Annotated in this window: 22 protein-coding genes; 11 read left to right on the top strand and 11 right to left on the bottom strand. The window is 40.0% G+C overall.

From position 1 onward, the window contains the following. Positions 1-30 precede the first annotated feature (30 nt). On the top strand, positions 31-654 hold the full coding sequence (locus tag HC000_RS08455) for a 3'-5' exonuclease (RefSeq protein WP_179807418.1): 624 nt from the start codon (positions 31-33) through the stop codon (positions 652-654). A 253-nt stretch (positions 655-907) separates the two neighbouring features. Further along, positions 908-2,005 (top strand): transporter substrate-binding domain-containing protein, encoded by a 1,098-nt coding sequence (locus HC000_RS08450; protein ID WP_257025462.1) that lies wholly within the window; start codon positions 908-910, stop codon positions 2,003-2,005. 209 nt (positions 2,006-2,214) lie between these two features. Here the strand turns inward: HC000_RS08450 and HC000_RS08445 are convergent, their stop codons facing one another. Both HC000_RS08445 and HC000_RS18525 read right to left on the bottom strand, forming a co-directional pair. Next, complete coding sequence (locus HC000_RS08445; RefSeq protein ID WP_011327291.1) at positions 2,215-2,955, bottom strand: complement resistance protein TraT; 741 nt, start codon at positions 2,953-2,955, stop codon at positions 2,215-2,217. A gap of 57 nt (positions 2,956-3,012) precedes the next feature. Beyond that, the gene (locus HC000_RS18525) at positions 3,013-3,369 is read right to left on the bottom strand and encodes a hypothetical protein (protein WP_011327292.1); all 357 of its coding nucleotides are present in this window, start codon (positions 3,367-3,369) and stop codon (positions 3,013-3,015) included. A 511-nt stretch (positions 3,370-3,880) separates the two neighbouring features. Between HC000_RS18525 and epd the strand changes: the two genes are divergently transcribed. The 6 genes from epd (at position 3,881) to HC000_RS08410 (ending at position 11,298) form a co-directional block, all read left to right on the top strand. After that, positions 3,881-4,912: an erythrose-4-phosphate dehydrogenase gene (epd, locus tag HC000_RS08435; RefSeq protein ID WP_179807417.1), complete on the top strand. Its 1,032-nt coding sequence runs from the start codon at positions 3,881-3,883 to the stop codon at positions 4,910-4,912. Positions 4,913-4,955: 43 nt separating this feature from the next. Then, positions 4,956-6,131, top strand: a complete 1,176-nt coding sequence (locus HC000_RS08430) for a phosphoglycerate kinase (protein ID WP_011327294.1) — start codon at positions 4,956-4,958, stop codon at positions 6,129-6,131. 208 nt (positions 6,132-6,339) lie between these two features. Beyond that, on the top strand, positions 6,340-7,404 hold the full coding sequence (gene fba, locus HC000_RS08425) for a class II fructose-bisphosphate aldolase (protein WP_011327295.1): 1,065 nt from the start codon (positions 6,340-6,342) through the stop codon (positions 7,402-7,404). A 560-nt stretch (positions 7,405-7,964) separates the two neighbouring features. Next, positions 7,965-8,654, top strand: coding sequence for a phosphate regulon transcriptional regulator PhoB (gene phoB, locus HC000_RS08420; RefSeq protein ID WP_011327296.1), 690 nt, complete (start codon positions 7,965-7,967; stop codon positions 8,652-8,654). Between the two features lie 253 nt (positions 8,655-8,907). Beyond that, positions 8,908-10,239, top strand: coding sequence for a phosphate regulon sensor histidine kinase PhoR (gene phoR / locus HC000_RS08415; protein WP_011327297.1), 1,332 nt, complete (start codon positions 8,908-8,910; stop codon positions 10,237-10,239). 90 nt (positions 10,240-10,329) lie between these two features. After that, complete coding sequence (locus HC000_RS08410) at positions 10,330-11,298, top strand: phosphate ABC transporter substrate-binding protein PstS family protein (protein WP_011327298.1); 969 nt, start codon at positions 10,330-10,332, stop codon at positions 11,296-11,298. 78 nt (positions 11,299-11,376) lie between these two features. Here HC000_RS08410 and HC000_RS08405 read toward each other — a convergent pair whose 3' ends face one another. The 8 genes from HC000_RS08405 to sfsA all read right to left on the bottom strand — a co-directional run bounded on the left by HC000_RS08405 (position 11,377) and on the right by sfsA (position 17,810). Beyond that, positions 11,377-11,613, bottom strand: a complete 237-nt coding sequence (locus HC000_RS08405; protein WP_011327299.1) for a hypothetical protein — start codon at positions 11,611-11,613, stop codon at positions 11,377-11,379. Positions 11,614-11,643: 30 nt separating this feature from the next. Further along, the gene (panC, locus tag HC000_RS08400) at positions 11,644-12,492 is read right to left on the bottom strand and encodes a pantoate--beta-alanine ligase (protein ID WP_011327300.1); all 849 of its coding nucleotides are present in this window, start codon (positions 12,490-12,492) and stop codon (positions 11,644-11,646) included. Next, a complete protein-coding gene (gene panB, locus HC000_RS08395) occupies positions 12,492-13,286 on the bottom strand; it encodes a 3-methyl-2-oxobutanoate hydroxymethyltransferase (protein ID WP_011327301.1) in 795 nt (264 codons plus the stop codon). The genes panC and panB overlap by 1 nt, the downstream gene beginning before the upstream one ends. A gap of 30 nt (positions 13,287-13,316) precedes the next feature. Further along, complete coding sequence (gene folK, locus HC000_RS08390) at positions 13,317-13,802, bottom strand: 2-amino-4-hydroxy-6-hydroxymethyldihydropteridine diphosphokinase (RefSeq protein WP_011327302.1); 486 nt, start codon at positions 13,800-13,802, stop codon at positions 13,317-13,319. Positions 13,803-13,807: 5 nt separating this feature from the next. Continuing rightward, positions 13,808-15,229 (bottom strand): polynucleotide adenylyltransferase PcnB, encoded by a 1,422-nt coding sequence (gene pcnB / locus HC000_RS08385; RefSeq protein ID WP_179807416.1) that lies wholly within the window; start codon positions 15,227-15,229, stop codon positions 13,808-13,810. Between the two features lie 193 nt (positions 15,230-15,422). After that, positions 15,423-16,319: a tRNA glutamyl-Q(34) synthetase GluQRS gene (gluQRS, locus tag HC000_RS08380; protein WP_179807415.1), complete on the bottom strand. Its 897-nt coding sequence runs from the start codon at positions 16,317-16,319 to the stop codon at positions 15,423-15,425. Between the two features lie 16 nt (positions 16,320-16,335). Further along, positions 16,336-16,779, bottom strand: coding sequence for an RNA polymerase-binding protein DksA (gene dksA, locus HC000_RS08375; protein WP_086998040.1), 444 nt, complete (start codon positions 16,777-16,779; stop codon positions 16,336-16,338). Between the two features lie 314 nt (positions 16,780-17,093). After that, complete coding sequence (gene sfsA, locus HC000_RS08370) at positions 17,094-17,810, bottom strand: DNA/RNA nuclease SfsA (RefSeq protein ID WP_179807414.1); 717 nt, start codon at positions 17,808-17,810, stop codon at positions 17,094-17,096. A 104-nt stretch (positions 17,811-17,914) separates the two neighbouring features. On the opposite strand from sfsA, the gene pepB reads away from it, so the two are divergent. Continuing rightward, positions 17,915-19,210, top strand: coding sequence for an aminopeptidase PepB (pepB, locus tag HC000_RS08365; RefSeq protein WP_011327307.1), 1,296 nt, complete (start codon positions 17,915-17,917; stop codon positions 19,208-19,210). A gap of 186 nt (positions 19,211-19,396) precedes the next feature. Beyond that, positions 19,397-19,963, top strand: coding sequence for a phosphoribosyltransferase family protein (locus tag HC000_RS08360; RefSeq protein ID WP_011327308.1), 567 nt, complete (start codon positions 19,397-19,399; stop codon positions 19,961-19,963). Between the two features lie 89 nt (positions 19,964-20,052). Here HC000_RS08360 and HC000_RS08355 read toward each other — a convergent pair whose 3' ends face one another. After that, entirely contained in the window at positions 20,053-20,709 is a 657-nt protein-coding gene (locus tag HC000_RS08355) for a cyclic nucleotide-binding domain-containing protein (RefSeq protein ID WP_011327309.1), read from the bottom strand. 277 nt (positions 20,710-20,986) lie between these two features. Here HC000_RS08355 and HC000_RS08350 point away from each other — a divergent pair, with 277 nt between their 5' ends. Beyond that, the gene (locus HC000_RS08350; RefSeq protein WP_011327310.1) at positions 20,987-21,223 is read left to right on the top strand and encodes a YgjV family protein; all 237 of its coding nucleotides are present in this window, start codon (positions 20,987-20,989) and stop codon (positions 21,221-21,223) included. Positions 21,224-21,226: the final 3 nt, after the last annotated feature.

Here is a 21,226-nt window from a genome sequence, read left to right as displayed (position 1 = left end):
AAACGGCGCACAAAGCGAGTAATAAACATTATGGTTAAGCGCTTAATTACCCGTTATTTTAAAAGGCGACAGCTACTGGCACACGCTGCTTTAAAGCAGCGCTACCTAGTGATTGACTTAGAGCTAACTGGGCTTGACGCTAAGCAGCACGAAATAGTGTCGCTAGCTTGGGTGGTTATAGAAAATCAATGTATAAAAATGAGTCAGTCGCAGCATTTAATTAATAAAGAGGTTAAAAACTTGGCACAAAGCCCAGTTTATCACGGCATTAATAATGATAATGTAGCTGCAGGGCAAAGTTTACATAGTATTTTAGAGCACCTTAGTGAGCACTTTAATGACTGTATTTTAGTGTTTCATAATGCCATGCTCGACTGGGGTTTTTTAAAACCAGCGCTTAAAAATGCCAATATTACTACGCGGCCAAAACTAATACTCTGTACCTTACAAATAGAAAAAAAGCGCCTGCAACATCAAGGCGTCGAAATAAAGCAAGATGATTTAACGTTAAACGAATGTCGTAATCGCTACGAACTGCCTAGTTATCATTGTCATCATGCACTTACCGACGCACAAGGCACAGCAGAGTTATTTTTGGCGCAGTGCCATCAAATAAGTAGCGGCAGAGGATTAAAAGTGAGGGAGCTTGCTTAGTTGCTACGATTTAAATCACTACTTTATGCACTCTTAACCTCTTTAATAAATAGTGTTTATGCATTTTAAACACCGTACTTGGCTTTTATTTTTACCTGAAAGCTAAGGCTACCATCTGAAAATTAAGCGCTAAATCAAGCTATTTTTGACCTTAGCTTGAAACTATTTTACACTTTCGTAACCTTATACATATTCTATTAGTATGTTTGTGAGCTTACAATCTATTCACATCACCCCAAACAATTGAGTTTTTATGCTAACAAAAATATTAAATTCATTACGTGTAGGCGCTTTAAGCCTTATGGCAATTTTAACCTTATCGGTGCATGCTCAAAGTGCTTTGCCAGAGACAGGTTTGACCGTTGGTGTAGCGGGGGATGCTCCCTTTGTTATACACAATCCCCAAAATAATTCACTAGAGGGGATTTCACTTACAATTTGGGAAAATATAGCCGATAAAAAAAATTGGGAATACCAATATAAATATTTTACTACGGTTGATGGGGCACTTACCGCTTTGCAGCAAGGCGAAGTTGATTTACTTGCTGGGCCGATTAGTATTACCTCGGAGCGAGTGGAAAAGTTTCTGTTTTCTCAGCCTTATTACCAATCGAGCCTTACTATTGCCTCGCGCGATGAAAATGCCAGTATTTGGGGTAAAATAAAACCCTTTTTTAGCATGCAATTACTAATTGCTGTTGCCATATTTTTATCTTTACTAGCCATTGTTGGGCTGCTCTTTTGGCTTGCTGAGCGCAAACATTCTCCAGAGCAGTTTCCTGCAGATCCAAAAAGAGGGATAGCTAACGGTATGTGGCTAGCCATAGTGACTATGAGTACAACAGGTTATGGCGACATGGCACCGGTGAGCTTAAAAGGACGAGTTGTAGCTGGTTGTTGGATGATTATTTCATTAATTTTTGCTACATCAATGATTGCAGGTATTGCCAGTACTCTTACCGTATCAAGCTTTAGCAGTTCTACTATTACACAAGTTGAACAATTTCCAGGTAAAAAAATTGCAGCATCAGCAGGCTCGCCAGCTATAGGCTTTATTGAAGAACATCAAGGCCAAAAAGTATTGGTAAATAACCTAAGCCAAGCCATGGAAAGACTAAAAGATAAAAGTGTTGATGGCGTTGTTTTTGACCGTCCACAATTGTTGTTTTATAAAAATAAACATAAAGCAGAGAATATTCATATTCCAAGTGCGGAGTATTATAAGCAAGGTTACGGCTTCGCATTTAGAGCCGACAGTAAACTAGTTAACGACGTTAACTTAGTTTTATTAAGGCTTGCAGAAGATCAAAAAATTGAACAAATAATGGCAGAGTATTTAGGTGATAAATAACTGTTATATAAGCCTTAGGGGCTACCCTTAAGGCAATAATTAATTATTATTTACTTTATCATCAATAATTTAAATTATTGGGTGCCAGTTTTATTTTGTAGTTACATTTGTTTTGAAAATGCCTAGAGATTAGAGAGTAATTAAGATTAGATAATCAAGAAGTAAAATAAAAGCACGGCACTATAATGCCGTACTTTTAGTTATTATTATTAGAAAAAAGAAGCCATTGCGTAGGCTGTTTTTTCAAACATAAGTGGCTGGGCCTCCTCAAGTTCTAAATTTGCTTTATTAGCCGTGGTGACCACACGGGTTCGGTATTCTTTTTGATCAGTTGCTTCTGAGTAAGTTTGAGTTGTTGCGCCATCGTCAGATATTTTAGTATTGGTCTTTGAATCACGACGCACTATTACGCCACTACGAGCTCGCTCTTTTATTTGAATATCGGCCACCAAAAGATAGGTTACGTCTTTAACAAACGCATTTGTGGCAGTTGAAACTAAGCCACCAATTATGCCACCGGCTGCGGCCCCGCGATATCCACTACCAGATGCAAATGCTACTGCAGAACCTGCAGCAACGCCTTCGTAACCCCTGCTTAAATAGTTTTCAGCTGCTGTAGGAGAGGCCTTTTCTAAGTTACGTACAAAAACACTCATACTGTATTGCGCATCACTAGGGCTATCGACAATTTGATAGCCATTACCACTACTCTCTATTTGAGTGATCAGGGATTGTCTAAACACATTACGATCAAATTCCATTACTGCAGATCGAACCTCCATATAAATTTTTCTCTGTTGTGATGGAACAGGATCAACAAAGATAGAAGTGCTGAGCTTGGTTTGTACATCCAAATCTTTTTTAGCTATTGAGGTATGAATTGCTCCACAACCCGAAATAAAAAGCGTAAAAACAGCAAACAGTACAATATATATTTGATGCATTATCATAGTAATTTCCTTCTAATTTGAATTTATGGATCAGACAGATTAACTAAAATCATTACTCTAATAATACCGGCCGTGATAACGGTAGTAGTAACGACAATTACGATACTGAGTCCAGTTATATCTGAGTAGATCTCGACAGGTATAGCCGTTACGCCAATAAGTGCCTTTGTATTCTTCAGGTTTAATATTTTTCTCTAGCATACTTTTTATATAAGCATCGACCTCTTCAGGCTTTTCAGCCAAAAAGGGTCTAGACATAACCTCAGCATTCAATTGTGCTTGCATGCGTGCCAATTCATTTTTTTCTGATTTGGTTTGCTGTGCGTTGGTATTAAATGCGCATATAGCAATAAAAATGGCTAGAAACTGATGTAAAACTAACCTGTTGGAGAGTGAAACATGACTACTGTTCATAACCTTGCTCCTTAAAGTGTTGCTTAAGCGAATGTGCGTAGCAGTAATTATATAATAGTCAACATTGTTCAAAAAACAACCAGAGTGGCAGGGGGACATTTTTTACTTATGCGCAGTAGATACTAAATGGATAAGTATCCAGCTGTAGCGTCAAAATATGCAGTTAAAGTTTTTTGTATTAAAATAAAATAGCGATTGAAAAATTAATAATGCTATATTTAACAGTAGCTTAAATCTATAGGGTTTTGCTGGTTGGTTACTAACGGCGACTAGCTTTGTTTATAGTAGCGTTATTGCTAGCGTGAAAATGGCAGGCGTTGTTTTGCTCTGGGAGCAATTTATTAAGCAAAGTTCTGACAACGAATGGCCGCGAGTTACATATTTAACTTATCATTTATTTAAAGTTTCTAATCGCTCCCTCTTATAATAAAGCTCAAGGTCGATTACAATACCGCCATCTAAAAGGCACATTGCCTTTATCTGCACGCAAAAAGAGTGGATTTTATATTTCATGGCAATCAAACTTGCAATTAATGGTTTTGGTCGTATTGGTCGAAATATTGTCCGCGCGTTATACGAATCAGGTTTGAGCAACGAGATAAAAATTGTTGCGATTAACGAACTTGCTGACCCTAAAGCTATTGCTCACTTATTAAAATACGACACCTCTCATGGTCGTTTCTCTTTTCCTGTAAAGCTTGGTGAGGACACCATTAGCGTAGCAGGCGATGCTATTGCTCTTTTCTGTGAGCCAAATCCGGCGGAATTACCTTGGAAAACCTTAGGTGTAGACGTAGTACTTGAATGTACTGGGGTTTATCACTCGCGCGAACATGCACAGCTACATTTAACCGCAGGCGCTAAAAAAGTGTTGTTTTCGCATCCAGCTGATAACGATGTTGATGCCACTATTGTTTATGGTATTAACGACGATGAGCTAAAACCAGAGCACACTATCGTCTCTAATGGTTCGTGTACTACTAACTGTGTAGTGCCGGTTATTAAAGTGTTAGATGATGCATTTGGTATTGAATCGGGTGCTATTACCACAATACATGCCTCGATGAACGATCAGCCGGTAATTGATGCCTACCACCACGATTTACGCCGTACACGCGCAGCCAGCCAATCTATTATTCCAGTTGATACAAAACTAGCCCGCGGTATAGACCGTATTTTACCTAAATTTAAAGGCCGCTTTGAAGCCATTGCTGTACGCGTGCCTACTATTAACGTAACGGCTATGGATTTAAGTGTAACGGTTAATACCGATGTAGATTTAAATGCAGTAAATAACGCGCTTAAAGCACAAGCTAAAGATCGCCTTGAAGGCATTTTAAGTTACACCGCAGAGCCACTAGTATCGATTGATTTTAATCATGATCCACATTCTTGTATTATAGATGGTACCCAAACACGAGTTAGTCATAAACGACTGATAAAGTTACTAGTTTGGTGCGATAACGAGTGGGGTTTTGCTAATCGAATGCTCGACACTGCGCGTGCAATGGTCGCGTTAGAAAAAATAACTAATATAAAATAACCGCCTTTTATTGGGTTTAGTATCGTTAACTAAGGAGATGTTCATGTCGGTCATAAAAATGGCAGATTTAGATTTAAACGGCAAGCGTGTATTAATTCGTGAAGATTTAAATGTACCCGTTAAAGCAGGTAAAGTGACGTCAGATGCGCGTATTCGTGCGGCGCTACCAACAATTAAGTTAGCCCTTGAAAAAGGCGCAAAAGTAATGGTTATGTCACACCTTGGCCGCCCTACGGAAGGGGAATATGACGAAGAGTTTTCTCTTGCTCCTGTCGTTAATTACTTAAACGATGCCCTAGAGCAAACAGTACGTTTAGAAAAAGACTACCTAAACGGTGTTGAACTTGCTGATAACGAAGTGGTGGTATTTGAGAACGTACGCTTTAACAAAGGCGAAAAAAATAACGACGAAGCGCTATCTAAACAACTTGCAGCATTATGTGATGTTTACGTAATGGATGCATTTGGTACGGCGCATCGCGCACAAGCCTCTACCCATGGTGTAGGTTTATTTGCAGATGTTGCGTGTGCAGGGCCATTATTATCGGCAGAGCTTGAAGCTCTTGGCAAAGCACTTGATAACCCAGCTCGCCCATTAGTGGCGATTGTGGGTGGTTCAAAAGTGTCTACTAAATTAACAGTGCTTGATTCACTATCAAAAATTGTTGATCAGCTAGTAACCGGTGGCGGTATTGCTAATACCTTTATTGCGGCGGCGGGTTATCCTGTTGGTAAATCGCTTTACGAAGCTGATTTAATGGATGAAGCGAATCGCTTATGCGCAGCGGCTGTTGCTAACAATGGTGAAATTCCAGTACCGACTGATGTTGTTGTAGGTAATGAGTTTTCAGACTCAGCAGTAGCAACACTTAAAGATGTAAGTGAAGTTACCAGCGACGATATGATTTTTGATATTGGCCCAGATACAGCAAACAAGCTGGCAAAAATAATTGCTAATGCAGGTACTGTAGTATGGAATGGCCCTGTTGGCGTGTTTGAGTTTGACCAATTTGGTAACGGTACTCGTGCTATTGCCCAAGCTATTGCTAATTCAAATGCGTTTTCGATTGCAGGCGGTGGCGACACCTTAGCGGCAATTGATAAGTACGGCATTAGCGATAAAATATCGTATATTTCTACTGGTGGTGGTGCGTTTTTAGAGTTTTTAGAAGGCAAAAAGCTACCAGCAGTTGAAATGCTAGAATCGCGCGCTAAGTAATTTATTTTATTTAGGCGTAAGCGGATGGAGGTTACTTCATCCGCAATAATTAATTATTAAATACCTCTCACCCTAATTTAATAATTGATTTTTACGCGTTAGTTACTGTTTATCAGTACTAATTCGTGGCGCAGTGATTGCGCCAAACTAACACATCCGTTCAAACTAGATGGCAGAGAACTGCTATCAAAAAATTGGAGAAAACCCAATGGCTTTAATCAGTATGCGACAACTTCTGGATCATGCCGCTGAGCATGGTTATGGCGTACCTGCTTTTAACGTTAACAACCAAGAGCAAATGCGCGCAATAATGGAAGCGGCTGACAAAACCAATAGCCCTGTAATTGTGCAAGGTTCTGCAGGCGCACGTGCTTATGCTGGTGCCCCATTTATTCGTCATATGATTTTAGCAGCGGTTGAAGAGTGGCCACATATTCCAGTGGTTATGCATCAAGATCACGGTACATCACCGGGTGTATGTCAGCGTTCAATTCAACTTGGGTTTTCATCAGTAATGATGGACGGCTCATTATTGAGCGATGGTAAAACACCTTCAAGCTACGAATACAACGTAGAAGTAACCCGTAAAACTGTAGAAATGGCACATGCGTGTGGTGTTTCTGTTGAAGGCGAACTGGGTGTTTTAGGTTCGCTTGAAACAGGTGAAGCAGGCGAAGAAGATGGTATTGGCGCAGAGGGTAAATTAACCACTGAGCAAATGCTAACTAATCCAGAAGAAGCGGCTGACTTTGTAAATAAAACCCATGTTGATGCGCTGGCAATTGCTTGTGGTACATCGCACGGTGCGTATAAATTTACTCGTCCACCAACGGATGATATTTTAGCGATTGATCGTATTAAAGCAATTCATGCACGTATTCCAAATACTCACTTAGTAATGCATGGCTCATCATCGGTTCCACAAGAATGGTTAGAAATAATTAATCAGTACGGTGGCGAAATTCCAGAAACTTACGGTGTGCCAGTAGAGCAAATTATTGAAGGGATTAAGTTTGGCGTACGTAAAGTTAATATTGATACAGACTTACGTTTAGCATCTACCGGTGCGGTGCGTCGCCATTTGGCGCTTAATCCGGCAAACTTCGATCCGCGTAAATTTTTAGCGGCAGCAACTCAAGCCATGACCGATATTTGTATTTCGCGTTATGAGTCGTTTGGTACAGCAGGCCAAGCTAGCAAAATTAAACCAATTTCATTAGATGAAATGCATCTTAAGTATTTAAGCGGCGAGTTAGACCCACGCATTAAATAATTGATCATTTTAGACTTTTTACTAAAGCCAGTTGCATTGTCACTGGCTTTTTTTATGCCGTTTAGGGATCAATATCTTACTAACAGCAGGTAATTAGGATCACTGAATTACTAACGTGATCAGTTTGAGATCATTACTTTACTAAGTAAACCGGTATTTTAGCCCTAGTTGGCGCTTAAATTCATTATTAAATAAAAGAATAGTACAAACAATCATCAGCTTAGCTATTTCACTGGGTATAATAGTGATCCCAAAACGGATCTGCTTAATAAAACTCTGATCTTTTAATTTAAGATCATCACAATGCAGATCATAATTGTATTACTAGGTTAGCGTATGCTATTTAAGTGAACAAAGTTGGCTGCTTTAACACACAATGTTAGTAAAATAATGATCCTGCTATACGCTTTGCTTTATCGCTATAATTGCGTGTAAATATTTATTTTGTCACTATTTTGTGTTTTTTTACTGTTATATTAACTTACGCGCTAGGTTTTCATAAAAGTGTCATACTTAGTCATAATAATGAAAACAAATTCGATAGCTAAGAGATAAATGGAATGTCACGTAAAGTATTAGTCGTTGATGATGAAGCACCGATCAGAGAAATGTTGGTTTTTGTTTTAGAACAAAATGGATTTCAGGCAATTGAAGCAGAAGATTACGACTCTGCTATTGCGGCAATGGTAGAGCCATACCCAGATATGGTATTACTCGATTGGATGTTACCAGGGGGTAGCGGAATTCAAATTGCTAAAAAGTTTAAACAAAATGAATACACACGCGCTATTCCCATTATTATGCTCACCGCTCGTGGCGAAGAAGAAGACAAAGTACGCGGCCTAGAAGTAGGTGCCGATGACTATGTTACTAAGCCATTTTCGCCCAAAGAACTCATGGCCCGCATTAAAGCGGTTATACGTCGTGTGTCGCCCACCTCATTAGAAGAAGCAATTGACGTACATGGCCTGCGCCTTGATCCTATTTCGCACCGCGTTACCTCAGGTGGCAGTGAGCTTGATATGGGGCCTACCGAATTTAGATTACTACACTTTTTTATGACCCACACCGAGCGCGTATATAGCCGTGAGCAATTACTTGATCAAGTTTGGGGTACTAACGTATACGTTGAAGACCGTACGGTTGATGTACACATTCGCCGCTTACGTAAAGCTATTTCACCCTTAGGGCATGACCGCTTAGTGCAAACGGTACGCGGAGCAGGTTATCGCTTTTCAAGTAAATTATAATGTACTTGCAGCTTAACTAAGTAACCTGAACTCTGGTTAAGAGATTTACTAACGTATTGAATCGTATTTATATTTAATTTTATTTTCTCTAGCCAGAGGTTTTCAGTGAAAACAAGGCGAATTTACGCGTCAATAGCTGGCCTATTGCAAGTAAATTCAACGCAGTTAGCGCTGAAAATAGCTGCTTGAGATAAGTTTATTATCCGGAGCTCAGGTTAAGTACCAATGGATAGCGACTTTAAGGTAACAGTGTATGTATAGAGTTATTAATAAACGCACCTTAGTTAAACGGCTGTTTATCTATTTTATACCTTTACTGCTAATAGGGCTGTTAGTAGGTGCCCCATTTTTGTTGTTATTTTTAGGCTCATTTTCGCTACTTATTTGGCACTACTACCAACTTTATCGTTTAAGTGATTGGTTGCTTAATCAACAAAGCTTTAACCCGCCCGAAGGAGAGGGCGCATGGGAGCAGGTATTCGAAGGTATTTATCAGCTGCAGCATCGTAATCGTAAAAAGCGTAATGAACTATCGGCATTAATTCATCGCTTTCGTGATGGTGCTGAAGCCATTCCTGATGCGGTGATAGTGCTGCAAAATGATTTAACCATTTATTGGTGTAATCAACTGGCATTAAAAGTATTAGGCTTGCAGTGGCCTACAGATCAAGGGCAGCGTCTGGATAACTTAATTCGTGAACCTAAATTTGCTAAGTATATGCACCGCGGCCAATTTACCGAGCCACTGGAGCTTGAAAGTGGTCATAACATAGAGCAAATACTTGAGTTTAGAGTTATGCCCTATGCCAGCACACAGTTAATGGTAGTAGTACGCGATGTAACCCGCTTAAAGCAACTAGAACAAATGCGCAAAGACTTTGTTGCCAATGTGTCGCATGAACTGCGAACTCCGCTCACGGTGGTTACAGGCTATCTTGAGATGATGGATAGCGACATGATGCCACCGCCCGCAATGTGGAATAAAGCCCAAAATACTATGCTTGAGCAATGCAAACGCATGGACAGTTTAGTTACTCAGCTGCTATCACTATCACGTATAGAAGGTGCGCGTAAGCAAAATAACGATAAAGCGGTTAATGTACCCTTACTACTTAACTATATTCAAACAGAAGCTAACTCAATTAATCAGCAAAAAAAGCATCAGCTTATTTTTAATATTGATACTTCCTTAGATATTAGCGGATCAGCAGATGAACTGCGCAGTGCATTCTCTAATTTAGTTTTTAACGCCATTCATTACACTAAACCAGGCGGAAAAATAACAATATGTTGGCAGCGTCAAAACGATCGAGCTTGCTTTAGCGTAACCGATAATGGTGATGGTATTGCGCCTGAGCATATAAATCGTTTAACGGAGCGCTTTTACCGGGTAGATAAAGCGCGCAGTCGCACTACAGGTGGTTCAGGCCTTGGGCTCGCAATTACCAAACACGTATTAACTCGCCACAATAGCCAGTTAAAGATTAGTAGTGTTTTGGGTCAAGGTTCGTGTTTTTCTTTTGATTTTTCAAGTAATAAAATAGTACCTATGAGCAGCACAGTACAAACAAGTGGCAAGTCATAAAAGTGTCATTTAAGGGTAATATCACTGTCATCTACACAATTTACAGTGAACACAGTTAAAAAATGGGACGAACAAATTGGAGAACCCCACATGAAATTTAAAAACTTAGTTGCCGCAATGGGTGTGGCTGTTACAACGTTTGTATCTGCACAAGCAGTCGCTTTGGATAACGCACTACCTGAGTATCAAAAAATTAGTGGTGTTTCAGGGAACTTTTCATCGGTAGGTTCAGACACATTAGCGAACATGATGACATTTTGGGCTGAAGAATATAAACGTATTTATCCAAATATAAATATTCAAATACAAGCAGCTGGCTCATCAACTGCGCCACCGGCATTAACCGAAGGCACAGCAAATTTAGGGCCAATGAGCCGTAAAATGAAATCAAAAGAAGTTGAAGCATTCGAAAAACGCCATGGTTATAAACCCACAGAAGTACGGGTTGCCATCGATGCACTTGCGGTATTTGTACACAAAGACAACCCTATAGAAGGGCTACGTATTGATGAAATAGATGCTATTTTTTCATCTACTCGTAAGTGCGGTGCAACGCAGCAAGTTAACCGCTGGAGTGACGTAGGTTTAACTGGAGAATGGGCTGCTAAAGATATTCAATTGTATGGGCGTAACTCGGTATCAGGCACTTATGGTTACTTTAAAAAGAAAGCACTGTGTAAAGGCGACTTTCGTAATAACGTAAATGAGCAACCGGGTTCAGCATCTGTAGTGCAGTCTATTTCATCTTCATTGAACGCGATTGGCTACTCAGGAATTGGCTATAAAACCTCTGGTGTACGCACAGTTCCACTGGCCAAAAAAGGCAGCCACTTTGTTGATGCAACGCTTGAAAATGTAGCACAAGGTAAGTATCCGCTGTCGCGCTTTTTATACCTTTACGTGAACAAGCACCCGAATAAACCATTAGCACCAATTGAAGCTGAATTTTTAAAAATGGTATTGTCGAAAGATGGGCAGAAAATTGTAGAAAAAGACGGTTATGTACCGCTTTCAGCCAAATTGGCTGAAGTTGAGCTTAAAAAGTTAGGCTTAAATTAAGTCACTAAATTATACGCAATAAAAAACCGCTCATTGAGCGGTTTTTTTATATTTACTGTTCAGGTAAAAGCTTAATACTTATATGTTACCTAAGTTTTCGGCTTGTGCTTTACACTGATTATAGCTCTCAACACACTTAGCTGAGCATACTTGCTGCTTTAAACCTTCGCCAGTTGATTGTTGCTCACAACTACTTTCGCATTGATAGTTTTGTTGTGCACATTGATTTAACTCTGGATTTCCAGCGTTATTCTGACAACCTGCTAATAGCATAAATGTAAGGGCTACTGCGCTCATTTTTATTAAAGTATGCATGCTTATCCTTAAATGAAAGTCGCGGTTATATTAAACTTCAACCTGAAGGTTATCGATTAATCTAACACTGCCTAAATAGGCCGCGGCTAAAATAACAAATTTGTTATCATCGAGTGTAGCAGCTTTTAACGTATCTCGTTGAGCTATCGAAAAATAGTCTGGTTTTAATCCAGCTTGCTGTAAACTTTGTTTGGCTGTTTCTTCCAGCGTAGCAAAGTCAGTATTACCACTTTTAAGTTGCTCAGCGCAGTTATTAAGCACTTTAAAAAGTGCGGTGGCACTGTCTTTTTGCTCATTCGATAAGTAACCATTACGCGAACTCATAGCAAGCCCAGAGACTTCACGCATAGTTGATACACCAATAACTTCAACCGGAATCGATAAGTCGCGAGCCATAGTTTTAATTACTTGTAGCTGCTGAAAGTCTTTTTCGCCAAAACAAGCGTAATCTGGCTGCACTAAATTAAAGAGTTTAGTAACAACTGTTGCCACACCTCTAAAGTGCCCTGGGCGTGAACCACCACAATAACCTAATGAAATATCAGGTACATCTACAAAGCTTTGTGCAGCTAAACCATTAGGATAAATAGTTTCTACACTTGGCGTAAATACAATATCAGTTTCAAGGTCGGCTAAGCCACGCTTGTCCTCATCAAGGGTACGAGGGTAATTGTCTAAGTCTTCATTAGCGCCAAATTGCATAGGGTTAACAAAAATGCTTACTACGACTTTATCGGCCATCATTTTTGCTTTTTCGACTAACGAAAAGTGGCCTAAGTGCAAGTTGCCCATAGTGGGTACTAGGGCAATGCTTAATCCGGCTTGGCGCCATGCTTTAATTTGGCTACGTAATGATTTAATTTCAGTAATTGACTGCATTATTTAAACTCGTGTTCGGCACTTGGAAAGGCACCGCTTTTTACATCGGTACAATACTTTTTAACGGCTTCAGGCATATTGCCTGTTTCGAGTAAAAAGTTTTTCGAAAATTTAGGAATAAACCCAGCAGAAATACCTACTAAGTCGTGCATTACTAATATTTGACCATCGGTAGTATTACCCGCGCCAATGCCAATAGTAGGAATAGTTAATGCGTCGGTAACGCGTTTTGCCAGTGCGCTTGGAATACATTCCAGTACTAATAATTGTGCGCCAGCCGCTTCAAGGGCTTTTGCATCGGCAATTATTTTTAGTGCTTGCTCTTCTGCACGCCCTTGTACTTTAAAACCACCAAACACATGTACCGACTGCGGCGTTAGGCCTAAATGACCACACACAGGAATACCTTGTTGAGTTAGGGCTTCAATGCTCTCAAAAAGCCATTCCCCCCCTTCTAACTTAACCATGTTAGCACCAGCACGCATTAGCTCAGCGGCATTTTTACAGGTGTCGTTGGGGCTCGAATAAGTCATAAACGGCATATCAGCAATTACAAACAACTCACGGCTACCCGCACGTACGCAACGAGTGTGATAGGCAATATCTTGATTAGTTACGCCAAGTGTATCGTCGCCGCCTTGTAATACCATACCCAAAGAGTCGCCAACTAAAATAACTTCAACGCCGTTATCATGAAATAACTTAGCAAAACTGGCATCATAAGCTGTTAAAGCAGTAATTTTATTTTTTTCTGCTTTCATTTTATTTAAAGTTGAAACTGTTATTTTAGACATAATTTTCTCACCGGCATAAGCCTTAGTTAATTACTGTGGTAATTGTTGTAAATTGTTAAGCGGTAATGTATTTGCAATAGTGTGTAGTGCAATGCCGCTGGGTAAAATAAGTTTTGGCGCAAGTTCTAGCAGTGGATACACAACAAACTCACGTTCAGTTAAACCATAATGAGGCACTATAAGGCGCTCGGTATTAATTGTTTGTGCGTCAAACAATAACATATCTATATCTAAAGTACGTGGCCCCCAACGCTCGGCTTTTCTAACACGGCCATGCTCAAGCTCAATTGCTTGGGTTAAATCAAGCAGCTTTTCAGGGCTAAGCGTAGTGTTTATGCAGGCAACGGCGTTAATATAGTCAGGTTGGTCTTGTGGGCCCATGGGCTTACTCGCATAGTAATGCGAAACACTTATAAATTCACAATCTGGCAGCTTTTTAAGCGCGGCAATAGCGTTATCAAGCTGCTTTTTTGGTGAGTTTAAATTGGCACCCAAACCTAAATAAACACAGTGCATAGAAGTTACTCTGTTGGCTTTTTAGGTGTGCGGCGGCGAGCGCGTCTGCGTGGTTTTGGCCCCGCAGGCTGACCCAAGGTTCTTACCATTTCTTTTTGGCCATTAATATCTAGGCTCAAATAGTGTGTCCACCACTGAGCAAGCTCGCTATGTTGTGTTTCTCCTGCCTCTACACGCATTAATAAAAAGTCGTATGCGGCTTTAAAGCGAGGTTGCTGCGTTAATCTGTATGCACGTTGGCCGGCACGTTTATCTAAACGATGCTGTATATGCCAAATGTCGCGTGCGCCTAAAGTAAAGCGTTTAGGAACAGCTATGTGCTGGGCGTTATCGCTAAGTACACTATTAATTGCTTGCGAAAATGCATCGTATTCAGAGAGCTGCTCTTCATTTTGTACTGTTTTAGTGCGCTCTAATAGCGGAAACCAAAGTAGCGCAGCAAATACATACGCAGGGGTTACTTTTTTATCTGCGTTAATACGATCGTCTGTATTTTTAAACATGTTTTCAATAAAAGTGGCTTCAAGCCCGCCAGGATTATTATCTAAAATACGGTTTAGCTCTGGAAACAGTGAGTTAAATAGGCCGTATTTGCGCAGCATTAAGTAGTTAGCTTGTGCTTTGCCGTTTAAAAACAGTTTGAGTATTTCTTCAAACAAACGCGCTGGTGGTATGTTATCTAGCAAACTTGCTAAAGCAGTCATCGGCTTTTCGCTGTTTGGTGCAATTTTCATATCTAGCTTAGTGGCAAAGCGTACCGCACGTAGCATGCGCACCGGATCTTCACGGTAACGCGTTTCTGGATCGCCAATTAGCTCAATTTGTTTAGCTTTTATTGCGGCTAAACCATTGGCGTAATCGTAAATACAAAAATCGTTAATTGAGTAATAAAGTGCATTGATTGAAAAGTCACGGCGTTCTGCGTCTTCCTCAATACTGCCAAATACGTTGTCGCGTAGCAATTGCCCTTGCTCACTCGATTGGCTTATTTGGTTTTTGTCCTCTGGCGCTTCGTGGTGCCCGCGCATGGTGGCTACTTCTATTATTTCACGACCAAATACAATGTGAGCTAAACGAAAGCGGCGGCCAATTAAGCGACAGTTTCTAAATAACTTTTTAACTTGTTCTGGCGTGGCATTTGTTACCACGTCAAAATCTTTTGGTTGTTGACCTAACAATACATCGCGAATACAACCACCAACTAGGTAGGCGTCAAAACCACCGTCTTTTAAACGGTATAAAACTTTGATTGCATTTGGGCTAAATTGTTTACGAGAAATACCATGTTCACCTCGTGAGATCACTAGCGGTTCGCTGCTTATTGCCGTGTTTTCGGCACTGGCATTTGGGCCGATTATTTGTCGACAAAATTGAAAAAGCTTGGAAATAATAGTCTGTCTCCTAGAAGGTGTTGATTGACTTGCCATTGCAATCAAAATTACAGCAAATGTAGGTGTTATAACCTATTACTGGCTGATTAATGTAAATAGCATATATTTAGGCGGCTATCATATACCAGCAAGGTTTAAAAATTAAGTTGCTGCACTGAAATTAAGCCATTTTTAGCGATTTTTATTTACTTAAAGGTTTAAATTATTGCGCGCGGGGAGTTGTGGGCTGCTAAATTTGAATTTCAGCAAGGTTTGGCACTTGGTTTAAGCTAAAGTTATTTACCCCCCATGCAAGTAGTTGCTCAATATTTAAGTCCATAAGCTGATTATGTACTGCTAGGCCTAAAAACGCGAACACATCGATAAGTACCGGTTTAGGGTTTTGCTTACAAATTGCTGGCGCATAATTTTGTTTTGAGAGCTTAAATCCGGGCTTTGCAACCGCTAAGGGTAAATGAGCAAATTGGGGTACTGGGCTATTAAGTTGTTTAAACAAACTGATCTGTCGAGCGGTAGGCTCAATTAGGTCGGCTCCTCTAACAATGCACGTGATCCCTTGGTCTATATCGTCAATTACCACCACAAGCTGGTAGGCAAATAAACCATCGCTGCGCTTTATTATGTAATCTTCAGCAGCAAAGGCGTTATTAACGTTTATGTCGCCTTGAATTAAATCGTTAAATTGGTTGGTGGCAAAGCTTTGGCTAAGGCGCAGGGCATTGTGGGTTATATCTTGGTGCAGGTTTTTACAATGACCTTGGTAAATTCCGCCAATAGCTTTAATTTGTTTGCGCGAGCAACTACAGGCATAAACAAGGTTTTTATTGTGTAAAGAGTTAACAACATCTTGGTATAAATCTAAACGTTGTGTTTGATAAACGACGTTTTCATCCCAGTGCAGAGAATAGGCTTGTAAGGTATTTAGAATGTCGGTGTCGGCGCCTTTTACAACGCGAGTGGTGTCTATATCTTCGATGCGAACTAACCATTTTCCTTGGTTAGCTTTAGCATCAAGATAGCTACCTACAGCCGCTACTAATGAGCCAAAATGTAATGGCCCAGAAGGAGACGGTGCAAATCGACCGCAGTATTTACGCGTTGGCGTAATAACGGCTGTAGTAAACATAACTAATATAAGTTAATTAGCCACGTCCAGATTGCTTTTCTTTAATTTCTGCAAGTGTTTTACAGTCTACGCATAAATCAGCAGTCGGGCGCGCTTCTAAGCGGCGAATACCAATTTCGATTCCACAAGACTCACAAAAACCAAAATCATCTTCTTTAATTAAGTTGATTGTTTTTTCAATTTTTTTGATCAGTTTGCGTTCGCGGTCACGAGTACGAAGTTCTAAAGAGAACTCTTCTTCTTGCGCAGCACGGTCAACTGGATCAGGAAAGTTAGCAGCTTCATCTTGCATATACGATTTAGTACGATCAACTTCGTTGCGTAAATCGTTACGCCAAGTTTCTAAAATTGTTTTAAAATGAAGACGTTGTGCTTCATTCATATACTCTTCACCAGGCTTTTCTTGGTATGGTTCTAAACCGGCTTGAGCCAATAATCCTAATCTATTTTGGTTTGGCATAACTCTCTCCTAAATCCTTAATTTAATGCCTCAGCATTAGCCGGCGGTATAAATAACAGAATCTTATACCCTAGGCAAATTTATTTTTAATTAATCGAATTAGCTGTAACCACGTTTATTGATTTAAAAGTATGATAAGTAATATTTGTACTTTTTTAATCGCACTATCGGTTTCTAAACTTGCCTTTATATGTGGGCTAAAAGTTAAAAAACAAGCTGTTACTTAAAATTTACTTTATATATTTAGCCCATTACCGCTGCTTTATATTTGTATTTACCAAGAGTAAATTACAACACCTTGTATTAAATGATGATTATATAAAAGGGAGCTTTTCTTTTAAGATAATTTCGTTGGTAGAAATATCTGCTTTATATACTAATACCTCAACGCCTTGGTTAATTGCCTCATTTAGTAACTGTGCGTATTTATTGTCTATATGAGCAGCTGCGCTTACCTGATTTATTCCCTGGTGCAGTACAGCAAAAAGTAATACTGCACGATGACCTTGCTCCACCATCTCTATTAATTCGCGAATATGTTTTTGCCCGCGCAGAGTTGGTGCATCAGGAAAGTAGCCTTGGCCACTGCGGGGGTTATCTTGGCTTAAGAGCGTTACCGATTTAACTTCAACGTAGCAATTAGGACGCTCATCGCTGGTTAGTAAAAAGTCGATACGGCTGTTTTCGTTGCCATATTTAACTTCGCTTTGTAATTGCTGATAATTGCTAAGCTCACTAATAACATTGGCATTTATAGCTTCAGCAACCACTTTATTTGCTACTGCGGTATTAACGCAAATAAGTTGCGATAAGCTATTTTGGGTGAGCTCTAACGATTGCGGATATTTGCGTTTGCTATTAGTACTGGTGGAGTAAAAAGCATTAAAACCGGGTTCAGCGCAGCCAGTCATTTTACCCGTATTGGCACAATGGGCGGTAAACTCTGAGCCATCACTGAGCTGTAAATCAGCTAAAAAACGTTTATAGCGTTTTAATAAGGTGGCTGATTGCAGGGCAGGTTGGTACTTCATAATAACTTCCGTAGCGTAATTTATGTTATTTATCTCAAGCTGTTGGGAACTCAAGCGCTCTATAGTAAACTCGGTGGCACATTTAAGTGCAAGGATATTCTAACATGAGTGAAAAATTTGTTGTTCAACTAAGCGAGCAGTCAGCACCAAGCCATTGGGGCGAAAACGCGTCGTTATCTTTTAATGAACACGGGGCAACCGTTCATTTATCTGAGCAAGAAACATTAAAAAATGTTCAAAAAGCAGCGCGTACTATTGCTACTCAAGGCGTAAAAGCTGTTGAACTAACTGGCGATACTTGGTGTACCGAAAGCCAGTGGGCGTTTTATCAAGGGTTTGTAACGCCTAAATCGTTAAATGGCGTTACCTTTGTTGACAACGCACAGTCAGATATTAAAGAGCTAGGTAACTTAAAAACCTCAGCTATTTGGGCTCGCGAAATGGTTAACGGTACTGCCGATGACATTTACCCAGAAAGCCTTGCTGAAAAAGCCGCTGAATTTATTCAATCGTTAGCGCCTGAGCATGTGAGCTACCAAATTATTAAAGGTGATGCATTATTAGAGCAACAGTGGATCGGTATTCATGCTGTTGGCCGTGGTAGTGTTCGCCCGCCAGTTTTACTTGAGCTTGATTACAACCCAACAGGCGACGCAAATGCGCCAGTAAGCGCTGCGCTTGTAGGTAAAGGGATTACGTTTGACTCAGGCGGTTACTCAATTAAGTCAAGCGAAGGTATGCTAGGCATGAAGTGCGATATGGGCGGTGCTGCTACAGTAACGGCTGGTTTAGCACTGGCTATTAACCGCGGTATTGAAAAACGTATTAAGCTGTTTTTATGCTGTGCAGAAAACTTAATTTCTGGCCATGCTTATAAATTAGGTGACATTTTAACGTATAAAAATGGTACTACAGTTGAAATTGTAAATACTGATGCTGAAGGGCGTTTAGTATTAGCTGACGGCTTAATGGCCGCAGGTGAGAGTGGTGCGCCATTAATTATTGATGCTGCAACACTAACCGGCGCTGCGCTAGTTGCTGTTGGCCAAGAGTACAATGCTTTGTTTGCACTTGATAAAGAGCTAGTACGTGAAGTTGAAGACTTTGCTTCTCAAGAAATGGAAGCAGCGTGGCCATTACCACTTGAAAAGTGGCATCAGCAAAACTGCCCATCGGCTTATGCCGATACAGCTAACAGCCGTGCGCAAAAAGGCGGTGGTTATGGTGGTGCATCAAATGCGGCTGGTTTCTTATCGCGCTTTGTAGCAAATGATGGCAAAGGCTGGGTGCATATTGACCTAGCTGCTGCATTTAATATGAGCAGTACTAACCAGTGGGCTGCAGGCGCTACCACACAAGGTATGCGTACTGTTGCTCGCACCTTGTTAGAAAAAGCGTAATATTTGCAGAGTTAGTTTATTAAGAAATTATAATGGGCGCCGTTTGGTGCCTATTTTTTTGTGCTGCAAACAAGCATTTTGATTTAAATTACGGTAAAATCCCTCGCCTTAGATGTTTGAACGTTTCATTTACAGCTTTAATCTAAGCTGCGCTCAAATGTTGTACTCACCACTGGGATCCTAACTATGTCAGATAAGTGCTATATCACGGCTCAACAATTACTTGAAGATTCATTTCGCGTAGCAGCGCAAGTGTATAATGATGGCTTTCGTCCAGATTTCATTATTGGTATTTGGCGAGGTGGTGCACCCATAGGTATTGCAGTGCAAGAATTTTACGATTACAAAGGCATTGAAACCGATCACATTGCGGTACGTACATCGTCTTATTATGGCATTGGAAAGCAATCTAAAGAGATAAAAGTACATGGTTTACACTACATTGTAGAAAATGCTAATGCAGGTGACTCATTACTCATTGTTGATGATGTGTTTGACTCTGGCCGCAGTATTTTTGCATTAAAAGAAAAGCTTTCAGAGCTAATGCGTTTAAACTTACCGCGCGATATTCGCATTGCATGCCCTTACTACAAGCCTAAAAACTCTAAAGTAGACATGAAGCCAGATTACTATATTCATGAGTCTGAAGAATGGCTAGTGTTTCCGCATGAGTTATCGGGTTTAACACCGGATGAAATTATTGCTGGCAAATCAGACCTAGCAAAAATACATGACATTTTGCTAGAAAAATAATCAACCTGCATAAATAAAAAAAAGGCCATTAAGGCCTTTTTTTATGGATAAAACTTAACGTTTCAACCTATGTAACCTGATGTAATAAATTACAATTGCGCAAAGCTATCTACATATTGGCTTAGGCGCGGTATATCTACTGCTAATAAACCTTGGGTACTTCTTTGTACTAAGCTTTTTTCTACGAGTTCTGTTACAACGCGCCTGTAAGCGCGCTCAGTGGTTGCAAAACGTTCTGCTTCGGCATTTACCGTAGGGTATGCACGCAGCAGTGTAGGGTTGTTGTTTTCGGCTCTTAGTAGGCAGTCTTTAGCTATGTTATAGCTCAGTGGCAGTAATAATTTATCTAGGTTTATTTTTTGATTTTCTTGAAATTTAGCCGCTATAGTTTGTGCTGTGTATAAACTCAGCTCAGGTTTTTCAAGTAATAACGCACGCCAATGCTTTAACTCAATTAAATTATAAGTTACATCGCTAAAACAGGTTACTGTATAAATACAGGGGTTATTATTGAGCGCTTCTATTTCACCAATGAGGGTGTTATTGCAATCGAGTTGACCAAGCAGCAGGCGTCGTCCGTTACCTACATCGTAACTAAACGACACAGTTCCGCTGCGCACAAGTACCAACTTAGTTAAAGGTTGGTCTTGTTGTATTAATATTTCTTTTTTTGATTGCTGATAACTACTACCGGCAAAGGTAAGTAGTTGTTCAACAAGATAACTGGAAAAATGGTATTGAAACATCAATCATACTCTTCGGACAATTGTCCTATTTATTGCACCTTAATGGCGATAGCATCAAAGCTCTAAGAAATTATGTTAAATTAATTAACATATCAGGTGCTGCTAATATAATGGGCTGGCACTGTTGGACTAATTATTTGAGCAGTATAGCTGCTGATAACCAACAGAGTTTTAAGCCATTTATAGGTTAACTTTTATTTAGCTGTTACGTTGCTGTACAGATTCAATGTACTAAAGTTTAATATGCAATGCTAACCTAAAGCCTAGGAGAGAACAATTGAGTTGGGAATATTTAGGTTATATAGCATCTGCTTTACTGGTTGCATCGTTAACAATGACCGACGTGGTAAAGCTGCGTTGGTATAATTTATTTGGGTGTATCGCCTTTACTATTTATGGCTTAGCTATTGGTGCAGTACCCGTTGCCTTTACTAACGGCTTACTCGCGTTTGTAAACGCGTATCATATTATTAAATTATACCGTAATAAACAGCCAGAGCCTAAAAAGGATTAGCCT

This window comes from Pseudoalteromonas sp. MIP2626, from assembly GCF_013414205.1.
In the GTDB taxonomy this organism is placed as follows: domain Bacteria; phylum Pseudomonadota; class Gammaproteobacteria; order Enterobacterales; family Alteromonadaceae; genus Pseudoalteromonas; species Pseudoalteromonas nigrifaciens.
This window is presented reverse-complemented; position numbering and strand designations above follow the sequence as displayed.